General features: G+C 37.1%; 16 protein-coding genes. 6 read left to right on the top strand and 10 right to left on the bottom strand.

What is annotated here, in order from left to right:
* Positions 1–332: 332 nt before the first annotated feature.
* Positions 333–743, bottom strand: coding sequence for a GNAT family N-acetyltransferase (locus BR30_RS0110190; protein ID WP_331280780.1), 411 nt, complete (start codon positions 741–743; stop codon positions 333–335).
* A gap of 50 nt (positions 744–793) precedes the next feature.
* Complete coding sequence (locus tag BR30_RS0110185) at positions 794–1,561, bottom strand: TSUP family transporter (protein WP_026564940.1); 768 nt, start codon at positions 1,559–1,561, stop codon at positions 794–796.
* Between the two features lie 464 nt (positions 1,562–2,025).
* Here BR30_RS0110185 and BR30_RS0110180 point away from each other — a divergent pair, with 464 nt between their 5' ends.
* Positions 2,026–3,303 (top strand): ATP-binding protein, encoded by a 1,278-nt coding sequence (locus BR30_RS0110180; protein WP_026564939.1) that lies wholly within the window; start codon positions 2,026–2,028, stop codon positions 3,301–3,303.
* A 566-nt stretch (positions 3,304–3,869) separates the two neighbouring features.
* Here BR30_RS0110180 and BR30_RS0110175 read toward each other — a convergent pair.
* Positions 3,870–4,367, bottom strand: a complete 498-nt coding sequence (locus BR30_RS0110175; protein ID WP_026564938.1) for a P-loop nucleotide/nucleoside kinase family protein — start codon at positions 4,365–4,367, stop codon at positions 3,870–3,872.
* Between the two features lie 525 nt (positions 4,368–4,892).
* On the opposite strand from BR30_RS0110175, the gene BR30_RS0110170 reads away from it, so the two are divergent.
* Both BR30_RS0110170 and BR30_RS0110165 read left to right on the top strand, forming a co-directional pair.
* Positions 4,893–5,108 (top strand): (4Fe-4S)-binding protein, encoded by a 216-nt coding sequence (locus tag BR30_RS0110170; protein ID WP_026564937.1) that lies wholly within the window; start codon positions 4,893–4,895, stop codon positions 5,106–5,108.
* Positions 5,109–5,139: 31 nt separating this feature from the next.
* Positions 5,140–5,430, top strand: coding sequence for a GNAT family N-acetyltransferase (locus BR30_RS0110165; protein ID WP_026564936.1), 291 nt, complete (start codon positions 5,140–5,142; stop codon positions 5,428–5,430).
* A gap of 197 nt (positions 5,431–5,627) precedes the next feature.
* On the opposite strand, the gene BR30_RS33035 is transcribed toward BR30_RS0110165, so the two are convergent.
* From BR30_RS33035 to BR30_RS0110145, 5 genes are all read right to left on the bottom strand, one after another.
* A complete protein-coding gene (locus tag BR30_RS33035; RefSeq protein WP_051633551.1) occupies positions 5,628–7,247 on the bottom strand; it encodes a choice-of-anchor I family protein in 1,620 nt (539 codons plus the stop codon).
* A 146-nt stretch (positions 7,248–7,393) separates the two neighbouring features.
* Positions 7,394–7,540 carry a YitT family protein gene (locus BR30_RS35780; protein WP_442852964.1) on the bottom strand — a complete coding sequence of 49 codons (147 nt, stop codon included), beginning with the start codon at positions 7,538–7,540 and terminating at the stop codon, positions 7,394–7,396.
* Between the two features lie 146 nt (positions 7,541–7,686).
* On the bottom strand, positions 7,687–9,012 hold the full coding sequence (locus BR30_RS33030; protein ID WP_081825398.1) for an MFS transporter: 1,326 nt from the start codon (positions 9,010–9,012) through the stop codon (positions 7,687–7,689).
* 178 nt (positions 9,013–9,190) lie between these two features.
* Entirely contained in the window at positions 9,191–10,387 is a 1,197-nt protein-coding gene (locus BR30_RS0110150) for a multidrug efflux MFS transporter (protein ID WP_026564935.1), read from the bottom strand.
* 144 nt (positions 10,388–10,531) lie between these two features.
* On the bottom strand, positions 10,532–11,101 hold the full coding sequence (locus BR30_RS0110145) for a cysteine hydrolase family protein (protein ID WP_026564934.1): 570 nt from the start codon (positions 11,099–11,101) through the stop codon (positions 10,532–10,534).
* A 113-nt stretch (positions 11,102–11,214) separates the two neighbouring features.
* Here BR30_RS0110145 and BR30_RS0110140 point away from each other — a divergent pair, with 113 nt between their 5' ends.
* The 3 genes from BR30_RS0110140 (at position 11,215) to BR30_RS0110130 (ending at position 13,929) form a co-directional block, all read left to right on the top strand.
* Entirely contained in the window at positions 11,215–11,826 is a 612-nt protein-coding gene (locus tag BR30_RS0110140; protein ID WP_026564933.1) for a TetR/AcrR family transcriptional regulator, read from the top strand.
* A 326-nt stretch (positions 11,827–12,152) separates the two neighbouring features.
* The gene (locus BR30_RS0110135; protein ID WP_026564932.1) at positions 12,153–13,022 is read left to right on the top strand and encodes a permease; all 870 of its coding nucleotides are present in this window, start codon (positions 12,153–12,155) and stop codon (positions 13,020–13,022) included.
* 10 nt (positions 13,023–13,032) lie between these two features.
* Complete coding sequence (locus BR30_RS0110130) at positions 13,033–13,929, top strand: TIGR03943 family putative permease subunit (protein ID WP_331280779.1); 897 nt, start codon at positions 13,033–13,035, stop codon at positions 13,927–13,929.
* Between the two features lie 216 nt (positions 13,930–14,145).
* Here the strand turns inward: BR30_RS0110130 and BR30_RS0110120 are convergent, their stop codons facing one another.
* Positions 14,146–15,249, bottom strand: a complete 1,104-nt coding sequence (locus BR30_RS0110120) for a Ger(x)C family spore germination protein (RefSeq protein ID WP_026564930.1) — start codon at positions 15,247–15,249, stop codon at positions 14,146–14,148.
* Positions 15,246–16,346 (bottom strand): GerAB/ArcD/ProY family transporter, encoded by a 1,101-nt coding sequence (locus tag BR30_RS0110115; RefSeq protein ID WP_026564929.1) that lies wholly within the window; start codon positions 16,344–16,346, stop codon positions 15,246–15,248. The genes BR30_RS0110120 and BR30_RS0110115 overlap by 4 nt, the downstream gene beginning before the upstream one ends.
* Between the last annotated feature and the right edge of the window lies 1 nt (position 16,347).

Below are 16,347 nucleotides of genomic sequence, written 5' to 3'. Positions count from 1 at the left end.
GGGCATCCAAACTACATATTAGAACAGCAAGGATTGATGCTGGTAAAAATCTCCTTATAGTCCTCCATCCTAACAAAGGCATTGTAAGCCACGAGAGTATTATCATTACAATATTAAGTAACCACTGATTTTTAATTGTCATATTAATACCCCCCCTTTTACAAAAGGAATTATCTAGCTTATTATTTCTCCTTCGTTATTTAACTATTCTGCATCCGTTAGCACAATATAAAAAGGGGATCGCCGCAGCGATCATCATCCTTAACTCAAGCACCAGTTTGTTTAAGTACATTTTTTCACAAACTAATCTTTAGGTAGTCCCCCATAATTGCCTACAAATATTTCTCCATTATTACATAGGATTTACCCTCTTTTATAAAGCTGGAGTTTGTCTCTTGTAACCCAAACTTTCTATAAAAATTCACCTTATTCTTTCGAGCATTACACCAAATTTCCTTCACGCCATTGTTCTGTGCTTCCTTTATAACATAATCTAACAATATACTTCCGTACCCCTTACCTTGTTCTTGTTGAAGGGTTGCAAATTTGCGGAACTGACATTCTCCATTGTTTATAAAAATTGAGATGACAGAAATCAAAATATTCTCTTTAAAAAAACCATAATGAATACCTAAATCATCGTTCTCTAATTTAATATAGTCAAATGGCTTATCTGCCCACATAATTATATGCCTTAATTTCCATACTTCTTCCTTATCTACTTGTCTAATCTTGATTTCCATAGTCCTCTCCTTTGTGTTTTCACTATAAATATTAACCTTTTTAGGGGAGATTACTTAATCAGATCGAAAATATTTTTTGTTAACAATAACAAAGTTACGGCAATAAACAATGCACGAACATAACCACTTCCTCTTTTGATGGCAAATTTCGATCCACAGATAGCTCCAGCAATCCCTGCAAGTGCCATTGGTAATCCGTAAGCAAAGTTTACTTTTCCTAAAAATATAAACATCAACAAACCAGCAATATTACTGCCAAAGTTTAAAAACTTTGCGTTCCCAGCTGCCTTTATAAAATCAAATCCAATCATTAAAAAAGCAAACATTAAAAATGAACCTGTGCCAGGACCGAGGAATCCATCATAAAAACCAATAGCAAAAATTAACACAGTGAAAATAATAAAATGACGAATTGACATTTTCTTAGGGGTTGAAATACTGCCCCAATCTTTCTTGAAAACCGTATAGAAGGCAACCGCTGCAAGCATTATTAACATTAATGGCTTAAGCACTTCTGGGTTCATCAAATGAACGGTCCAGGCACCAAGCATCGAGCCAATAAATACGAGCGGGAACAACTTGTATAAGGATGTTAAATCGAGTTTACCAGAGCGATAAAACATAAGCGTGCTCGTTAAAGATCCCATTGTCCCTACTAATTTATTCGTAGCAACAGCTGTTGCAGGAGTCATCCCTGTAAATAATAAAGCAGGCAATGCAATCAACCCTCCGCCCCCTACAACTGAATCGATAAATGAAGCTAAAAATCCAAATACAATTAAAATAATTAATAAAGATGGGTCTAAATCAAAATACATCTAATCTTCCTTTCATCTTGTTGCATTAAAAACACTACGTCTAACCGAAGAGTTTACATCTTAATTGTACTGGAACTAATAGCATAAAAAAATTTTATTATTTTTATAAATCTCTATAAGAATAACTTATTGATATAATAACCTGCCACAACAGTCGCCCTATCCTTCTTTAACTAATCTCCCTGATAGTTAAAGTACAAATCTTCACAAACTTGGTGTCATAATAACATCTAGTTCATATGGGAGGTTAATTCTGTTTTTTAAAGAAATAACAAATCATTTAAAAACTTGATTCGTTTTTCTCCTTTTTACCCCTTTTTTAGAGTAATAGTATCAGTATCTCCAAGCTTTAGAGATTAATTGCGATTGTTTTGAGTTTTTTGGATTAGAACCCATTTTTTTCCCCTGTTTTTATATTCAGTTTCCTTTTATACTAGAATGAGTTTAACAATGAGGTAAACTGTATGGAATATACTAAAAATTTGCTCTTACAAGTAATGATTATTTTGATTCCTGTCTTTTTTTATTCTATGTATTTAACCAATCGTCATCAATTCATCGAAACGAAGCGTCAAAAATTAATTTTCAGTTTCTTGGCAATGATTACGTTAGTATTGTGCATGTCCTTCCCAATCTATTCGGATGTAAACGAGCGAAATGATCTACGGTTTGTAGCTCTCATGATAGGTATATTTTATGGAGATGGATACGCAACAGGTATAGTTCTCACGATCATTTTATTGTTGTATCGTTGGTACTTTGGAGGGACTGGTTTTTATTCAACGGTATACGAAATCTTGTTCCTCTTACCCATGTTTTTTTTAGCATATCCACGTTTCGTCCAGCAGGATCGAGAAGGTCGAATGAAACTGACTTGGAGGATAACATTGGGGATGTCCTTAATCTTCATCCTCGTGGATTTGCAAGAGATGGAATTTTTTAGCACACTTCAGGAAGTTTTAACGATATGTGTTGCCACCATTGTAACTATCTTTCTGATTGAAACCTTAAGGGAAAATTCTAAGTTACACATGGAAGCTCAACAGGCTGAAAAATATAAGATACTCGGAGAATTGGCGAGTTCCTTTGCTCATGAAATTCGAAATCCTATGCAGACCAATCGAGGATTTCTCCAGTTACTTCTACAATCGCCAATTTCAGAGACGTATAAAGGGTATGTTCAAATTTGTATAGAAGAAGTGGATCGGGCGAATGACGTCATTACCGAATATCTTTCGCTTGCCAAGCCAGAAGCGGATATGAAAGAGTCCGTCGATGTTTGCGAAACAATACAAACAGTCGTCAATATTCTCTACTCCTATGCTTTAGAACGAAAAGTAAGCATAGACGTCCGACTTCCGGAGCAAGAGTGTGTGATATTGGGTCATCCCCAAAAAGTGAAACAAGCCTTCCTCAATATCATCAAAAATGGCATCGAAGCGATACATCAAGGTGGTGCGGTTTCCATTCTCATGAAACAGGAATCACAGCATGTGGTGATCCAAATCCAAGATGAGGGAGTGGGGATGAATGAAGACGAAGTAAAACGTCTTGGACAACCATTTTATTCTCTGAAAGAAAAAGGAACTGGCATAGGACTCATGGTGAGCTATCGCATTATCGACTCGCTTCATGGAAAAATCATCGTCCAAAGCCAAAAAGGAAAAGGAACCACGTTTACCATTCGGTTCCCTCTCCATAATTGTAAAAATACGCCATTAACTGACAAAAATGAGCGTTAGCTAAAAATAAAAGTATATGGACGGACAGGAGTTAAAGGGTATTAGATCGTAGATAACCGTACTGAGACAGTTGAAGTGCTTATCTTTAAGGAAAGTGGATATTATCAACTTCAAGAGTTATATGTAAAGGGAAAGATCTAATAGAAGTAAGTATTTTTGAAGACTTTATCCTCGATTTAAAGAACATATTTCTATAATACAAATTCTAACCATCTATTAGCGTGTCATATCCAAACATGCGAGGCATTCCAATCCCTTGTCTATCAAAGTATGAAACAAGTTTTCAATCTCGTTTTTCAAATTGGGGTAGAGTCAGGAAAATGCGGATTTACAACGTTAAGGAAGTTTCAACCTAAAAAAAGCCGATTTCCAATAAGAAATCGACTTTTTTATTTACGCTTCTTTCACTAAAGCACCCAATTAGTTTAAGAGTACCACTTCACAAAGTTACATCGATTTTAACATATATACATTGAAACTTTTCTTACTCACATTTCATTTTATATCATATAGGGCACCTCCCAGAACAAAAAGTACTCTATACACACGAATCATTGAACTCTTTGTTATTCTTTACCGCAAAACTCTAAAATATTTAAACCCTCGGATGCCTCTGGTGCTTCAAAAAATTTAGTAACATGAATAAACACTGCTTCCGTGTCAAAAGCTGCTCTTTCGGGTTGTTCGTTACGCCTTTGTGCAATTTGATGTAAGCATTGCTCGTTATTTAGATTCAGGAAAATTAGTTGATGGCTTGCATTGACCTCTGACGCTATATCCAAAAACCATTTTCGCAGTTTTTGAGTGTTAGCTGGAAAATCCATCACTACATCTGTACCGACACTTAATATGTTTTGGACATGCTTTTTCACCAATGGCTTGAGCTGCGCTGAGAATTTTAGATAGTCCTCAAATGATGCAATCTGATTGGGATAAAGAGATGAAAGCCATTCATCCTCAGACAACAGTACCGAATGTTTATCTATCGCCAATTGTTTTGATTTAGTTGACTTTCCAGCTCCCATTTTTCCACAGAAAAAGTATAGCGTCCCCAATTGTTTCATATTTTTTTACCCCCCGTGCTTATTTTAGTTTAAGCTTTTTACTTCGTTAGTTCCCATAGACATTCTCCTCTTATTAATATTTAGACGTTAAGATTTAAATCCAATTTACTTATTCTACCAATTTCTTTTATATTCCTTCCTTAACAAACCTGCCTAGTTAGTTAAAGAAGCTACAATAAATACTTTAAACATAATCTTACTGAAAACGAATCAGTACATTCTTTCACAACCTTCAAACTTATTTTCAACTATTACAGGAATGCTGCCCCTTTATTGTTTATATTTCTGTGGAATAAAATCCAATTATCAATAACTTCACTACGTCTATATTATTTTATTTTTAAATAACAAGCCTCAAATTGGAGATTCCTCATAACATAAAGTACTATTAAATTAATATTGTTTTTCAAAAATTTATAATGTTGCTACAAAGTGGCTCGTTTTTTGGTAAAAACCCATCATACAGTTTTGTGAAATATAAATTTAAAATTATTATTCCCACAGAACTATTAGAAGGAGGATATTATGAGCGAAAATATTAAAACTTATGAAGCTGAAGGTATCAAAATATATTGGAAATCCAATATTTGCAAACATGCAGCAGAATGTGTAAAGGGATTGCCCAGTGTATTCAATACCCAGAAAAGACCTTGGGTATCACCACAGAATGCAACAGCTGAAAAAATCATGGAAGTGATTGATCGTTGTCCAAGCAGAGCACTTACTTATGAGCAAAAATAAACAGAACTAAAAAAGTTAGGAGAATGTGGAAATGACTGAAATTAAAATGGGCAAGAATGAATTCTATATTGAGGAATCTAATGAAATTATTGCAAGAATTCAATTTATCCCAAGCGGAAAAGATGTAAATGGAAGAAATTTAATTATTGTAAACCATACAGTTGTATACGATGGACATAATGGTCGTGGATTAGGCAAAGAATTAGTAAACAAGATAGCTGAATATGCAAGAGATGAAAACTTATATATTATTCCTGTATGCCCTTACGCAAAAAGTGTTCTTGAAAGTAAGGAAGCGTATCAAGATGTACTAGCAAATTGATGCCATTTTATTAAAAAGGTGATTAATTCGGTTCTAGGCAATAGTTCCTATAGCTCCCTTGTAAGAACTGTATAAAGGATTACTTTAAATTATTTTTTTTAGTATGAAAAGAGAGATTTCAATAACAAAAATAATGTTGGTCCAAACCAACGAAATAATAAAAAAGGTTAGTGAACATCTCACTAACCTTTCACCACTTATTTTCCACTAATCTCGAAAACTCTAACATTACCGGACACTTCATTTGCTACAAGTAGCAAGGGATTTCCAGTTGGACTATCCTTTGCTTCCACTAAGGAGAGTCCTTCAGGGGCCAGGTCTCCGCTTGTTGCAATATCGGTTCCTGCAAAGTCTCTTAGGTTTATATAATCATAGAACTTTACATTTTCGATATCCGTTACATCATACATCATAATGCCGCTTATTCTTTCTAAACCGATAAAGGCGAATGTTTTACCATTTACTTTCATAACCTTAATATCTTCAGGCTCAGGTCCTTTTTTCCCGCTTCGGGAATCTAGTTCAGTTTTGTTGTTTGATGAATTAAACGCATCAGGAAAAAGCTTACCTGTTATTTTCTCAAAATCACTTCCGCTATCATATACTTGTTCCATTGTATCCGCGTCCCAAATGGAGAAGGAGCGACCGCCATATATATAATTCTTACCTGCTTCTAGCCCGTCTCTCTCTGAATTTAAGATAGTATCAATTTTGTATTTTGTACCTGGGAAGGTATAAGAACCGGTGTCTAGATAATCTCCCCATTCTCTTGCATCCCCTTCGTTCGAAGTAAAGATGTAATTCTTGCCGCCGATTTTTTGTGCAGCAACCCCATCAGGCATGTAGGCACCATACAGGTTCTGTGTGGCAAGTTTCACTTGGCCATCCTTTAAAGCATCCAGCTCATTTTTTTCAAGATTATAATCCTTAAAACCAAGTCCTTTCACGTTAATTATCTCCTGGGTTTTGAGGTCAATTGTGGCTAAAGCATTGGCCTCCTGAAGACTTACATACGCATAGTGATTGTTATCCGACACCGTGATATACTCCGGTTCTAAATCGACAGACGGTGCTGTGTTTGGTTTAAGCAGAACGTTGTTTCTAACAAGTTCTGATCTCGCCTCAGCTGTATCAAACTTTTCAAAGACAATTGTTTGAACAGTAGCCTTATTTACTCCTTTTTTAATGTCGATAATGGTTACAGAACCTTTAGGATCGATTGCTCCAGTAGCCGAATACCCTTCCCTTGGCTCTCCTTCGTTTGCAGAAAGAATATATTTATAATCAGGACTGAAAGTCACCATATCAGGCTGCACGCCTGCCTCAAAATGCTTGATATAGTCCCCATCATAGTTAAGAATGACAATACTGCCTTGATCCTTATATGTAGTCCCTTGGACAGCAATCGCAATAATCTTCTCTTTCGTATTGACATCAATGCTGGTGATATCTCCAACTGAAAACCCGTGTGCTTGCCCCATCGCAGTTATATTAAGTCGAGTATCGATTTTAAACTCTGTTTTTTGATTGGATTTGATATTTGCTACACTAACGATATCCACAGATTGCTTTGCCCCATTAACAAGATACATTTTTTGATTGTCTTTATTGTATTTTACGATTTCTGCAATACCACCGTCTTTATTACTCATTCCTGTCTGATAGTTACCGATTTCCTTAAGTTTGCCGTTTACACTGCCAGTATTAAATTGGCTTGCCTCAGTTTTTGCCAATATTGGTGACCCGTTTAATTGTAGTGGACCTGTTAACATTGTCCCTGCTATGGCTAATCCAAGAATTGTTTTTGACTTTAACATTTCCTTACCTCCCATTATTTGATTTATTCTAGAAGAAAGCTATTTATTGTAGAAAAAACTCCCATTCACAATTATTGCAAATACCTTCGTAATCAAATACAGGGAAGAGGTTAATATTTTGTTAATATTTCGTAAATTCTAAACGTTCACGATGATGTAAAATACTTAATAATCAACCCGATACCAATTATTCCTCCATCAAGTAATTCAAATGGAACTAAAAAGAATATTATCCCAATTGATAACAATAAACTTCCAAGCAATACCGCAAAAGTCTTTTTTAGAATATACATGCTTCACTTTGGTTCGTCTTAATCATTTACAATTTTTCTTCTATTTCTTTTTTAAGGCATTTTTGTTTTATGGGTTCCAATACTTGTTAGAAAAGTACAAAAAGCCTAATTAAAAATAGCTAAACAGTCTTGAACAATCCTACTCGTTAGCATAATAACAAAGGACGTAGGAGACGGTTCTGTTGGATTTTTGAAAGGATAAAATCGACCAAAAAAACCATCCCCTCTGGACTTCGGTCTCTAACTCTCCGACAAGATCGAATCTTTCTTAATGAAGGAAACAAATACATCCACATCCCTGCTACGATAATCGTCCCAATTCCGCCAATAAAGACGGCCGGAACCGTACCGATGAGCCCGGCGACCGTCCCGGATTCAAACTCACCAAGTTGGTTGGATGTACCGATAAACAGTGAGTTTACAGCATTCACACGCCCTCGCATCTCATCAGGTGTTTGCAGCTGCACAAGCGAGGATCTGATCACCACGCTGATGACATCTGAACCACCGATGAGTAATAACGCAATCAAAGAAACAAATAAGTTAGTTGAAATAGCAAAGAGCATGGTTGCTAAGCCAAAAATAGCGAGTGCCCCAAACAATTTAAGTCCGATTTTATTTTTTAGAGGAAAATAGGCAAGGACAAGTGATACGAGTAGCGCTCCAACTGCAGGAGCGGTCCGCATTAAACCTAAGCCCCATGGACCCGTATCCAAAATATCCTGGGCGTAGATCGGCAACAAAGCTGTCGCTCCGCCTAACAAAACAGCAAATAAATCTAGGGAGATCGTTCCTAAGATAACGGGATGACGGTAGATAAATTCCAACCCTAAGAAAACAGAACGCAATGTAACTGGCTCTGCTTTCCGAACGAATTCATGCTCAGTCCTAATGAAATAGGTAAGAATTGCTCCAAAAAACAACGCGATTATAGCAGAACTATAAACAAAGGATGCCCCTATTGAAAAAAGTAATCCGCCAATCATTGGACCTAAGATTTGCGAAGTCTGCCCTGCTGTGGTACTTAGAGAAATAGCTTGCTGCAGGAGCTTTTTTGTAACCAATTGCGGCAATAACGCAGAAGATGTTGGACCTTCAAAGGCTCGGCAAGTTCCTAGAATTGCAGCTGCCATCAAAATTTGTTCACGCCCCATCCAGCTGCCTAAATTTGCATACAGAAGCAGTCCGGCGATGATACCTTCAATAAGCAGACAAACAAAAACAATTTTCCGACGGTCAAAGCGATCCGCAAACTGACCGACAACAAATGTAAGCAATACCATCGGAATAAATTGGGCGAGCCCCACTAACCCTAAACTAAAGGCATTATGTGTCAAATCATACATTTGCCATCCTATGGCGACGGAGAGCATTTGGAACGAGGTTGAGGCTAAAATTCTCGATATCCAATAGTTCCGAAAAGACGGCTGCCTAAAAAGTAAATCCCCTGACTGAAGCAAAATAACCCTCACACCCTTTTTTTACACGAAGAAATTTTAGTAGTCCATGCTGAATACTTTTAACATGCACTCTATTATCCTACTTTTTTTGTTAATGAATTTTCTTTAATTGGCAAAAAGCCCTGTCCTCATTTACCTATTGGGTCGCCAAATTCCATCAAAAAAAGTGGAATTTTCACAAACTATATAATTAATTTTCTCTAATATTCATTTTTCTAAATACTTTAATATAAAACCAAACAGCATTTATTAGTAATACGGCGCTCGTAATAAAAAAGACAGATCTGATTCCATAGTGCGCTGCCATCTGACCACCTAAAGTTGTACCACCAAATACCCCTAAATACCCTGCTGACATGGTAATCCCAAACACTCTACCCGTAATAAAATCCGGTGTAATTTTCTTAAGCAAAGTATTTACAGATGGTATTAGTCCTGCTGAAGCCAATCCTAAAATAAATCTTAACCCCATTAATTGCCAGGGATTTGTAACAAAGGCTTGAGGAATAAACATAAGTCCAGCCACTATAAGTGCAGCCAGGATTACTTTTTGTGTTCCAAGCTTATCAGACAGTTTGCCAAGTCTTGGGGCTGCAATAATACTTGCCAGTCCAGAAGCTGAGAAAGTCAATCCAGCTAGTAAAGCAACATGGCTAGAGTTTTGGGTCAATTGTGTAATATAGAGTGTAATGATTGGTTCAATGGAATAAAGAGCTAGAGTTAGTGCGAAAAAGGTCACAAACAAAGTTAATGTTAAACCTTTTTCAGGAATCTGACTCCATACCTCCTTAATGAGAAGGATTTTTTTATCTTGGCGAATAAAAGATTCCTTTACAAATAAAGCAGTGGCAATAAAGGAAAGAACCAACAAGGCACCTGTTAAGAAGAATACATTTTGCAATCCAGTGCTCTCTTCCAAATAGCCGCCTATCAGTGGACCAAGCAAAGAACCTGCCGTACCCGCAGTTGAAAGTGTGCCGAGAGCAAATCCTGCATGTTCTTTATCTGTTTGGGTAGCGATCAAAGCTGTACAGGCTGAACCATAACCAGAAATCACCCCAAGCAATAATCTTAATCCAATCAGTTCATAGACATTTTGTGCAAACCCCATACATCCTATAACAAAACCCATACCTACGCTTGCCCGTATCAGCATGGGTTTTCGTCCATATTTATCAGCTGCACTTCCCCAGATTGGTGAGAACACAGCTGAAATGATAAACGTAGCCCCAAAAGCAAATCCCGAATATTGAGCAATTAAAGCCGTATTATGAACTCCGAGGTGATCGATATAAAGTGGTAATATGGGGGCAATTTGGCTCATCCCTATACTGGACATAAACATCCCAAACCAACATACAATTAAGTTCCTTTTCCAGATGGGCATGAATGTACTCTCTCTCCTTTTTAACATTTTGTTATTGGAACTTCCTGCGTAATAAAAACCAACAAACACCTCTTCTAGGACCAGCCTTTAAGAGATGCTTGTTGGTTATTTACGAAATTTTTAGGATTTATTTAAAAATCGAGATTAATTTAAAGTACCAATCCAAGTGTCAACAGTTTGAACTTCGGATTGGCGTGGAAATACTTTTTCGAGGAGAACTCTATGAACCTCAGGGTCAGCATCGAGGCATGCATCCGAAAGGACAGTTAGGGAAATGTCCTTATCTGCGGCTTCCCTTAAAGTTGATAGGACGACTCCGCTTGTTGAGATTCCGCTAAGAACAATTGAGTCGATTTGTTGTGCACGAAGGATGATTTCAAGATTGCTGCCTGCAAACGCACTAATGCGATACTTCGTTATAACGGGTTCATTTGGTTTTGGCTTAACTGATTCGTGAATTTGTGTTGCTGAATCAGAGACGGTCATTCCACCATTTTTAGCCATTGCTGAGAAAACCTTATTATGTAGACTGACCTCCGGATACCCCTCGCTAAAGCCTACTCGAACAAAAATAACTGGTATATGGTTTTGACGAGCAGCTTCAATAGCTCTTTGAAATGGTTTAAGGATTTCAGTATTTTCAGCGAAACGGGATACAATACCATTTTGTAGATCCATTACTAACAATGCCGTTTTTTGATTTTGATTTTGCATAACTTGTTTGTTCCTCCTTATTCGATTAAAATAAAATGGAGACCTCTCCACTTATAATAAATGGAGACCTCTCCGCTTGTCAAGGTGAGTATTGATTTTTAGGATGTGATTGGATGGTAAATGACGAGAATACACCACCTATTCGAGCTGAGCGACGTGATGCAGCAAAAAATCGTCAGCTTATATTGGATACAGCTCATAGACTATTTGAACAAAATGGTGTTGAACAGGTAAGTATGAATCAAATTGCCACAGAAGCACAAATTGGTCCAGGAACACTTTATCGTCGTTATAGAAACAAAGGTGAGTTATGTCTGGATTTAATTAAAGACAGTGTTGATCTATTTTTCGAGGATATTGAAGCATACTTGGCAGAAAACGAAACCGTTCCGGCTAATCAAAAATTAAAAGAGATCATACGCTTTTTTATTCGTTTCAGAGAAAAAAAAGCACAACTGCTTACAGGAGTCGAGGAAACGAAGTCAACTAACCCACTTAAGTCCCGAGCCCAAAGCCCTCTTTTTGTTGAATTACATCAAATATTGGTTCAACTATTTGACGAAGTGACAGTAAAAGGGCAAACCACTCATTCGCAAAGTGTCTTTAAAGCCGATATGGTACTAACGGCTTTAAGCAGCGATTCATATTTTTTTCAAAAGGATATGCGTGGTAATTCACCTGAAGAAATATTGGAACTGCTCTGTTCTACTGTTATTTCCAATTAATTAAAGTAATTCAAGAAGGTTCCCTAAATTGGAAAGACCTGATTTAAGTAGTAGAATCATCTTTGTGTAAACGAACCATTACCTAATACAAAGAGATCCAGCCGTAATTGTGCTGGATTTTCTATTTCTAATGGTTTCAAATAAAACATTTAGAAAATTCTTTTGAACTGTTAATAGTTTCGTCACAAAGATTGTTTAATATATTTTAATGGGAAACATATCTACTCCATTTGGAAAATCAAAACATAGCATATTAGTATTATTTTTGATATGATATGTTTTGTTTTTTTAGAAACCAAATGTGTTCTACCACAGGAGGAAATTGCATGGACCGAATATTACAATTAAACACCATTTTTATAAGTATCGTCATCGAGGCATTCCCTTTTATTGTTGTGGGAGCATTTATTTCTGCATTGATTGAAGTTTTTATCTCTGAAAATACATTACTTAGAATTCTACCAAAAAATAGATATTTATCTGTTATTGCGGCTAGTTTAATGGGAGTATTATTTCCAGGGTGTGAATGTGGTATTGTTCCCATCGTTTCGAGGCTGATAAAAAAAGGGCTCGCCCCACATGCAGCTATTTCCTTTATGCTTTCTGGCCCAATTATCAATCCGATTGTTTTATTCGCTACTTTTATTGCTTTCGGAGATAGCTGGAAGATGGTAGGTTACCGAGCAGGGTTAGCAATCGGTGTTTCTATTTTAGTTGGCCTTGTATTATCTTTTGTCATAAAGGAGAATCCACTAAAGGAAAATAGCGAATTACACACTCATGACCATTCTCACCAAAATACTAAACAAAAATTAATGAGTGTTTTTAACCATACCGTTGATGAATTTTTTAGTATGGGTAAATATGTAGTGCTGGGTGCACTGATTGCATCCACTATGCAAGTTTATGTACCTACACGGATATTAACAACACTGGGAGGTACGCACGTAACGGCTATATTGGTTATGATGGCTTTAGCTTTTATCTTATCCGTTTGTTCGGAAGCAGATGCTTTTGTAGCAGCATCTTTTCGTAATTTTTTTCCCCAAGCTTCAATTGTATCTTTTTTAGTGTTTGGCAATATGGTAGATATTAAAAATTTACTGATGATGTTTGGTTCTTTTAAAGCAAAATTTGTTCTTCTTTTAGTTTCATTAATTTCATCATTTGTATTCATTGGTTCACTTCTTTTGTAAAGGATGTGGGATGATGTTTAGAGTCCTTATTTTAATACTTACTACAAACTTGTTTTTTATGCTGCATACCACAGGAAACATCTCAAAATATATAAACATGAAATATAGCTTCTTATCTGCGAGTATGATCGTGATTTTATCCATCCTTACAGTTTTCGAAGGAGTTAAATTATGGTCATCTGGAGATAAACAAGAGAACGAGCAGGATTGTGAATGTAGCCACGATCATCATGACCATGAACACCATCATGACCATGGTCACGAAAAAAAGAAACCATCAGCTGGAAAAAAGATAAAAAAATTCCTGGCGTACACTCTTGTGCTAATTCCTGCTATTACTGGAGTGTTTTTGCCAGTGGCAACACTTGATTCACAGCTTGTGGATGCCAAAGGGTTTTCATTTCCAACATTAGAGGACGGAAATGATCGGTACGGGACCCATCAAGTCCTAAATCCTGATATGAGTAAATTCATGAACCAGGCTGATTTTACGGATTTAGTCAGGAAAGAGTCTAAGTCTTATATTCCAAAAAATAATATTACTTTAACGGATAAAGACTATTTAGTCGGGTTAGAAGTAATGTATAATTTTTCTGGGGCTTTTGCAGGGAAAACGCTGACCATGAAAGGCTTTACTTACAATGGTCCAGGAGTACAGCCTAACCAACTTTTTTTACTTCGATTTGGGCTCATTCATTGTGTCGCTGACTCTGGTGCCTTTGGAATGATGATTCAATTCCCGAAAAACGTACACATTCCGAATGACCAATGGTACCAAGTAACAGGAACAATGGATACAGTGTATTATTCACAAATGAAAACCAAAATTCCTGTTTTAAAAGTAACAAGCTACAAAACCATTTCAAAGCCTAATGACCCTTATGTTTATAGAAACACCTTGAATTGATTAAAGGTCCTAATTGGGGCTGTTAACAAAATGGGGAAGGAGCTTCGCTCCCTCCCCATTTTGTCTTTTTATTCGATATTCCTAAGTTTTACCCACTTTATTTTCAACTTTTCGTTTGTTCGTAACGGTCATTAAAAAAAGCATCATGTGATATCCATTCGTTAAGGTTGTAACAATAAGAATAGCCTTTTTTAAATAGAACATCATTGGCCCGTGTTACTTAATCGTTCCCATCCCGCCAATGGTTACATGTACCTTGACGTTTACATCAGCCTTCGAAAAGGCTTTCCCCCATTGATTTTGGACTTTTTTCCACTCTGGATATGTATAAGCTCTTGCATATAATCCAAATCCAAAAGGGTCAATGAGTGCGGTTTGCGTTTTCTTTATTAAGCGCTCAAAATCTGCTTGCAGTTTCGTTTCAATACTCTTTTGCAGTTTCGCTTCGTCCTTCCTTACATTGAATGGAAAAAGCCGTTCTGTAATGGCAATTCTCATTTTTACGTCTGTGTCAAAAATAAAATGATCGTTATACCTTACCTTTGTTTTTACCTTGATGCTCGGCGTACTAAAGCTGATCCAATGTTTATCCTGTCCATTCGATTTCAAAGGAACTGAAATGGTAAATGGGAAATCCCCTTTTGTTTTATTCTGAAGGATGCGTAAAAATTTATTTTCATGTGGTGTGATGCTTAACTTATATCGGCTCTGTTCATCCAGCAGCGCCGTGCCGGTCAACATGATTTTGTCGTCTTTTTTCATATCGGTAATGCTTGCTGTCATCCCTTTTTCTTTCGTTTGCTTACGGAACTCTTGAATGGTCGTTTTTACAGCGATATTTCTTCTGGAGGCTGTATCAACTAAATTAGTTAAATATAATGGGAGACGAGGCTTGTCTTTTGGCTTGAAAAAAATCACATCCGAAACAGGCCCATCTACGGCGACAACGCGTGTGGTTACCGTATTTTTGGGGTCCCGATAAAAAGGATCGAGATAATCAATCCAATTTTTTTGTTTTAACAGCTTTTTCCCGACTAAGATTAATTGCGTTTTGCTTCCCGATGTTAAAGCCATTACGGTCGTATCAAACAGTTCCCTGGAATCTCGAATAGTAACAGCCTTCACTTCGACTTTCTCCTCTTTTACCTCTGCTTCTTTATTAAACACCGGACTTGACATAAACACCACTAAATGGTCATCCTCATCCAAGTCTAAACCAAGTATTAGTGACAGAGTGACATCTTCAACATACATTTGGTCCACGCATCCGGTAATCATCATAGCCACAAGCGATAGGCAAAGCAATGTCTTCCTTTTCAATGGCTTACCCTCCGACGGAACTTTTCATATATCCAGCTATAAACCCATAAAAAGGGCGGGGCAACGAATGCCAATACCAGCCCGCCTTTGACCACCATTTTCTGCCACCCTTCCGAATCAATCCAAGTAGGATCGAGCCAAAATACCGATCCAATAATGACCAATAATAAAATGATCACGTAATTGCTGTGATCCTGTTTTCCAAGCAATTGACTAGAACAAAACGCTGCAAGGTATATGCATGGAATCCAGGCTGTAGAAACAACAATCAGATAAACAGACAATAAAACCATGTCAAAACGTTCCAAAAAACGAAATTCAATTAGTTTAAGTAAATTCAGTACAGGTTGATTAAATCCAATAATCCCATCGGGGCTAAAAAAGGCAAAGCAGACAACCGTGACAAATAAATAAAACAACATCGTTAAGGTGTTCGCAATCGTGATTCCAAGCACCGCATGCTGCTTTTTTTGTAAAAAGGGGTACAAGAAGAACGCTACTTCAAATCCCAAAAAGGAAAAAACAGTGGTCGGCACAGCAGACAAAACCGGTCGCCACCCTTCTTTAAGCAAAGGAAGGAAGTGGAGCCAATTTCCATCCTTTAGCGGTATCAATAAAAACAGAGGAATCCACATGACCATATAAAAAGATAGTTCCGAATACCTGCCTAAAACGCGCAACCCGTTGCGGGCAACAAAAAAAGTTGGAATCGAAAATAATAGCAAAATGATATAATCAGGGGTTTTAGGAAGAAACCATGCCTTGATATAAAGACAGGCATTTACAAGAATGGTCCAAGCGTAAAATGCAAAGTACACCATGTAAACCGAGACGAGCGCTTTCCCCAGTATTTTTCCGAAAAAACGTATTAGAATTTCGTAAAGGGTGTCCTCCGGGTATTTTGCAGCCGCTTTAACTAAAAAAATGCTGGCAGCGACTGAGCATAACCAGCCAATTATGATAGCCATCCAACCGTCGGTTCCAGCTTTTTCGGCAAGTATGCGCGGGAGGGATAGAACACCGGTCCCTACCTGCGCTCCATTAATCAAAAAAATATACTGCATGAGCGTGATTTCATTATAGGAATATTTCTTCATC

This window comes from Bacillus sp. UNC41MFS5, from assembly GCF_000686805.1.
Note: the sequence above shows the minus strand (reverse complement) of the source record. Positions and strands in the feature narration are given on the sequence as shown.